Origin of the sequence: Neobacillus sp. NPDC093127 (assembly GCF_044754175.1) — a bacterium.
GTDB lineage: Bacteria > Bacillota > Bacilli > Bacillales > Cytobacillaceae > Neobacillus.
On record NZ_JBIVOP010000046.1, the window covers coordinates 1 to 5631 of the forward strand.

Sequence of the window (5631 nt, forward strand, 5' to 3'; positions counted from 1 at the left end):
AGCAGAGACAACAATCTATCGTTCGGCATTCACTGAGACGACTCGAAAGTTTAGGATACACCGTTACGTTAGAAGAACCTAAAGCTTCCTAATCCAGTTCACTTTATGACCATAGATCCATGATATTGGCGCTCTCCCCTTTTTTAAAAAACGAATGAGCTGCGTCTTCTTTAGTATTGCCTTTTTCACTTTATTACAGAAGTTAATTTTCATGGTAGTTCAATAAAAAATGGCCACCGTAATGGCAGATGGATCTTAAAGTAAGGCCACCGATAGTGCAATAAAAATTTCTATTTTAATGCCATTATCTTTCAGCCTCGTAATCATTAATGATTACTTTTATTGTATTAAATGATTCATCCGCGATTGTTTTGTTAGATTGTTTATTATAATTGTAGGTTATTAAAGCCTTCCATAAAGCCCATCCTCTCGCTCTATTCCAAGTTTCCTTATCAAATTTCAATGCATTCTTAAATATCTTTCTGCTACTATCATCAAAAAAAGTCCAAGCCATTGCTGCATCGCAAGATGGGTCTCCCACTCCCAAAATCCCAAAATCAATAACCGCAAATAATTTACCATTTTTAATTAATATATTTCCTGGTGCTATGTCACCGTGGACCCAAACTGGTTTACCAGCCCATTTTGAGGCTAATGCCAATTCCCAAATTTCTTTCAATAAGTGTTTATTAAAAGTATTTATATTATTATTTATGGTATCTCTACACTCATTATCGTATACTACAATATCTCCGCCTCTATAAAAATTATGGTCCCCAGCTAAGGGACCTCCACTGGCGTTAATAGATTGTAATTCAACTAAAAACTTCCCCAAATCATTCGCAAATTGATTTAAACTGTCTATATTTTCTAAAGATAATGTCTCTCCATCCAACCATTTGTTAACAGACCAAGGGTATGGGTAATCCTCACTTGGTTCTCCTTTAGCTAATGATTCAGATATTGGTGTAGAAAGATGCTTAGCTAAGATGGGTAACCATTTTTGTTCTTTTTCAACTTGGGGTACATAGGCTTCATCACTTGGCAGCCTAACGCTCATTCTTTTGCCTATGTGAAAAGTTCTATTATCATTTCCACTTTTTTCAACAGGCTTGATTTCCAAATTAGACCACTCTGGAAATTGGCTATTTATCAACTTAGAAACTAAATCCACATCAATTTTTATCATTTAATTTCTCCCTATAATTTTATTTATCCATCACCCAAAACCCAATCACAGTTACAGTCACACAGCTATTTGATAAACGCATCTTTATCAACCCCTTAAATTTGATTTCATTTAATGTACCATATAATAACAACAAGGAATTCTTATTCCACTATACTGCTCCGTTTGTTCAATAAGAAAACCAGCGATATTCTTTATTGAACGAATCGCTGCCCGAACCAGGTATTTACAGTTTAAATAATTCCATACTTTTTTAATGCGTAGTCAATTCCATCTTCACTTGATGGTTTAGTAACAAAATCCGCAACATTTTTCAATTTTTCGTTTCCATTCCCCATTGCTATATTTCCTGTTACAATTGGGACAAGATACAAGAAATTCATAACCGAAACTTTCTAACATTCGGTGCTGATTTTTAAATTGCTTTTTCATTAATATGACACTCACCTTAATTGAGATATATTAATAATTCTTCAAAATTAATATTTATTCCTTCTTTCACTAAACTGCCACGTTAGTGGAACAAGAAAAATGGCTGCCGCAGCAGCCAAATATATTGAACTCAAGCACCCCGTTACTTTAAGTGTATTTTTTCACAATCTGCTGTCAAAACAACATCCCTTTAATGAAGCGAAATGAGACGGAGCAAATCCGCCTCATTTTTCGCCCTATTTTATAACTAACGGCGTTTTCCGCAGCCGAAAATATTCTTTTATATGAATTAATACTGAACGAAGGGGTATTTTCCCCATGAACTCGACATAAAGCAAATTAATTCTACCCTCTTCTTTTTACTTGCAACGATGATTCTTCAACGACAGTTAAAATTGGCAGAAAAAACTGCCCAAATAAAGGCAGTTTTTCTTGGCCAATATTATTGTAAGTGGCTATGTTACTGTAATAACTGTGTTGGAAGTCACTGGAGCAATCTCATTTGCACTGGCAGTAGCCGTATTGGTGAAAACTGTTCCAGCTGTAACTGGAGCCGAAACTGCAAATTGTAAGAGGGCTGAACTTCCTGGGGCAAATGGGGATGTTGCTGTAAAAGTTACAACTCCTCCTGAGAAAGAAGCGGTAAATCCAGGTGGAGGACTAGCAGAAGTAAAAACTGTACCTGGTGGTATTGCATCGGTTACCGTTAAATTGGTTAACGGTACAGTTCCCGTATTTGTCACGGTGATGTTATATTGAGTGAAGCCCCCGGGTACAACAAGAGCTGGACCAGATTTCGTAATTGTTAGGTCACCCCCAGAAGTAGAAGCAATTAAATCCAGAACGTTTTCGAATTTAAACTCAAGCAGCATTTCCTTCTTGATGACATCCCGAAGGGTTCTTTGAACACTTGCGTCAATAGCGAGAAGATTCGTCAACGAAACCACTGCAGGACTTAATGTAGTACGTGTTGGAGTTAAAGTGCCAAGAACGAGTTGAAGTTTTTCTGCTTCTGCGTTCACTAAGTGAGCGAGAGCCAACTCCTCCAATGCAACCGAAGCCAACAACAATGGAACAGTTTGTGCAGTGGTAATCGAAATCAATGGAGTAATATTTCCGATATTGGGATTAGACAATATGATTCACCTCCTTAGTAATAAAATAGAAAAAATCATCAGAACAAAAGGCTTGTACAAACTTTTGTTCACTATTATTTTTATTCAAATAAATTATAAGAGATTGTGTATTTGTTTGTTTTTATACAAAAAATAGCAAAAAAAGGCTTTTTCCCATACTGTTTAACAGTTTAGTGATATAGGAAAATGAAGAAAGCGTTTTGAACAAAAAAAACTCATGAGCAAGGTAACCAATGGCTCTTTCTCAGGAAGAAGAGAACAATATGTCTCAGCCAAATATCCCTAACATTAATATCCCGATATAATTTCATTCTACTGGTTCGTGCTATTCCCTATAGTAGTCGATAGCTGAAATAGTAATAGATTCGTAAGAAAGTAAAAACAAAATATAGGTCCCAGGACAAGCATCCTACATCATCCTTTCCCATCGCCTGGGATTTTGTCCCCTTATATTTAAATATCCCTAAGGAATCCTTTTAACAAAACATTTTTTACTGTGCTTATTCAAGTAAATTGCCACGTTAGCATTCCTGTAGATCGTTATTTTTCGATTTTGAAAAAAAAGCATCCTCAGTAAGATATGGGTATAGACACCACTCTAACTCAAAACTTTAGGAGGAACCCTACTTTGAAGTTTTAAATGCAAAACAAACAAAATCAACTTATAGAAAGAATTTCCGTTAAACATCTAATGGTTGGTGTAGACATTACTCAACAATTACATGTAGTTCGAGCTGTAAATTTTCGTGGAATTGTAGTCGGATATCCACTTACATTCAAAAATTAAGAAGATGGTTTTGCTAGTTTACTAAAATAGAATAAACATCTTCAAGATTAAATAACCTGAATGAATCTATTGTTGGGATGGAACCTACTGGACACTATAGGATCAACCTTTCAAAATGGCTTTCTAAACAAAATATTGAGGTAATAACGGTAAATCCACATTTAGTAAAAAACGTTCCTGCTTATTGCAGGAACGCCCTCGGTAGCTCAATAAGAAAAAAGAGCTGCAAATCAATTCATCGATCTTCAATACTTGCGAGCGTTAGCTTTTTAGCGCTCTTCTGACCTTCCTTGCAAAATCTAATGGATCATCAACAGCTTCGATATTAACGTAAATCAATTTTGGATCATCAAAAAACCACTCATTGTGTATGGATGAAACTATAATTCCTTGATTTAGAATTGAAGCAACAAAATTCTCGACTTCTTTTTGCAACAGTGCTACCCTACCTAGGCACAATGCTCGTCCAGTCTGATTATCTCTTGATTCAAATGAGAAAGAAGAGGTTACTCTGAAACGTTTTCCTAAAATCAATGCTTTAATTTCATTTCGATTTATGGTTGCCACGCATTTTCCACCCGCAAATCCCTCTTGCCCGCCGATAATTCTAGCAAACTCTTGACAAATTAATTCATCATTAGACAAAACTATTCATCTCCTCTCTAGTATTACTAGGGTATGAATAAATGAATAGATCTGAAACGGTCATGCATCTATTTTGAAATAAAAAATACAATTTTAAACTAACGCCCCCGTTACTTTAAGCGAATTGTTTCACAATCTTACTGGGAATTTACCGAAAAGCTGAATTAACTTAAAAAAAAGGACTCCCTTTTGTGGAATCCAATTCATTCAGTGCCTCTTTGGTTAAACTCTAATCTTCTCGGTTCGCAACACTGTCATTAGCCTCATTGGCACCTTCGCCGACCTTGTTACCCATCGCTCCTCCTGCAACAGCTCCTGCAACGGTACCAAGTGGACCAAGAACAGAACCCAAAGCAGCTCCAGCGACAGCACCGACACCAGTTCCTACCGCTTCGCCAGCATCATTATCAACACGGTTACGTTCGTTTTTATCAGCCACTCATATCACTCCTTATTTAGAATAGGCAAGTGCTTTCCAGCACATTACCATTACATATTTTGCCCTATATGGACAAATTTACGCGAAGTTTAAATCTGTCCTTAAAACTTTGCAATTTTCAATATCCTTCACGTTGGACAATAAAAATAGCATTAGATATTAAACCTACCATAAAGAAAACCGAAAAATTCAGGAAAAACCTATGTAATGGTTTCATTATTTTGTACCTCCTTAAGAAAAAATTTTCATAAACATTAATTATTCTATGCTTGATGTAAGTAATCCTTCTTAAAGTAACCTGCCCGTTAGTGGATCAAGAAAAAAAAGTCGCCACAGCGACCTCTTATTAAACATAAGCACCCGTTAGTTCATCAAATCTACATATTTTTATTATGCAGTTCAAATGATTCTTCAAATTTGTCCCATTTTACATTTACTTGTATAACTTCATCTTTACTTACTTTTGCCCCATTTGAACTTCCCTTAGAAGTAAATATTATTTCTCTTGGTGATTCATCGAAATCCCTTTCTGACTCCCCACCACTACTAATTGTTTTATAAGAATATTTAAGATTTCGCATAGAAGATAACTCTTCTAAAGACCCTTTGAATTTTAATACAAATTCATAATTATCTTCGTTAGAGTAAGTTTTTGTTCCGTTATTATCTCCCCATGTTTCTGTTCCTTTATAAATATATTCAGCTTCCCAATGTTCACTTTCGCCAATAAATTTATAATTGTTGTAAGTAACTTCATCTTTATTAATCTCTTCTTTAGTAATTTCATTTTTAGTGACTTCCGTACAAGCCGTTAAAACTAATATTGTAAATAATAGCGTGAGTATTTTTTTCATTTTACCTCCCCCTTTATAATTCTATTTTACCATGATATCCCAATTAACTTCTTCATACAGATAGGTAAAGGTTTGAAGTTATCGCTCCCTTTTCCCCCTGTTCACACCGTACGTGCGATTTTCACCGCATACGGCGTTCCAACTAATCC

At 35.5% G+C, this 5631-nt stretch carries 5 protein-coding genes and 2 pseudogenes; 1 reads left to right on the forward strand and 6 read right to left on the reverse strand.

Annotated elements, in window-relative coordinates:
- Positions 1–304: 304 nt before the first annotated feature.
- From ACIQCO_RS27750 to ACIQCO_RS27760, 3 genes and pseudogenes are all read right to left on the reverse strand, one after another.
- Positions 305–1189, reverse strand: a complete 885-nt coding sequence (locus ACIQCO_RS27750; RefSeq protein ID WP_400435363.1) for an aminoglycoside phosphotransferase family protein — start codon at positions 1187–1189, stop codon at positions 305–307.
- Positions 1190–1422: 233 nt separating this feature from the next.
- A pseudogene (locus ACIQCO_RS27755) lies at positions 1423–1539 on the reverse strand (HAD hydrolase family protein); the annotation flags it as partial.
- A gap of 537 nt (positions 1540–2076) precedes the next feature.
- The gene (locus ACIQCO_RS27760; RefSeq protein ID WP_400435365.1) at positions 2077–2757 is read right to left on the reverse strand and encodes an alpha-helical endospore appendage domain-containing protein; all 681 of its coding nucleotides are present in this window, start codon (positions 2755–2757) and stop codon (positions 2077–2079) included.
- A gap of 640 nt (positions 2758–3397) precedes the next feature.
- Between ACIQCO_RS27760 and ACIQCO_RS28250 the strand changes: the two are divergent.
- Positions 3398–3714, forward strand: a pseudogene (locus ACIQCO_RS28250) (IS110 family transposase); the annotation flags it as partial.
- Between the two features lie 91 nt (positions 3715–3805).
- On the opposite strand, the gene ACIQCO_RS27765 reads toward ACIQCO_RS28250, so the two are convergent.
- From ACIQCO_RS27765 to ACIQCO_RS27775, 3 genes are all read right to left on the reverse strand, one after another.
- Positions 3806–4189: a DUF1259 domain-containing protein gene (locus ACIQCO_RS27765; RefSeq protein ID WP_400435367.1), complete on the reverse strand. Its 384-nt coding sequence runs from the start codon at positions 4187–4189 to the stop codon at positions 3806–3808.
- A gap of 229 nt (positions 4190–4418) precedes the next feature.
- Positions 4419–4628 carry a glycine zipper domain-containing protein gene (locus tag ACIQCO_RS27770; RefSeq protein ID WP_248733400.1) on the reverse strand — a complete coding sequence of 70 codons (210 nt, stop codon included), beginning with the start codon at positions 4626–4628 and terminating at the stop codon, positions 4419–4421.
- A gap of 377 nt (positions 4629–5005) precedes the next feature.
- The gene (locus ACIQCO_RS27775; RefSeq protein ID WP_400435370.1) at positions 5006–5482 is read right to left on the reverse strand and encodes a hypothetical protein; all 477 of its coding nucleotides are present in this window, start codon (positions 5480–5482) and stop codon (positions 5006–5008) included.
- Positions 5483–5631: the final 149 nt, after the last annotated feature.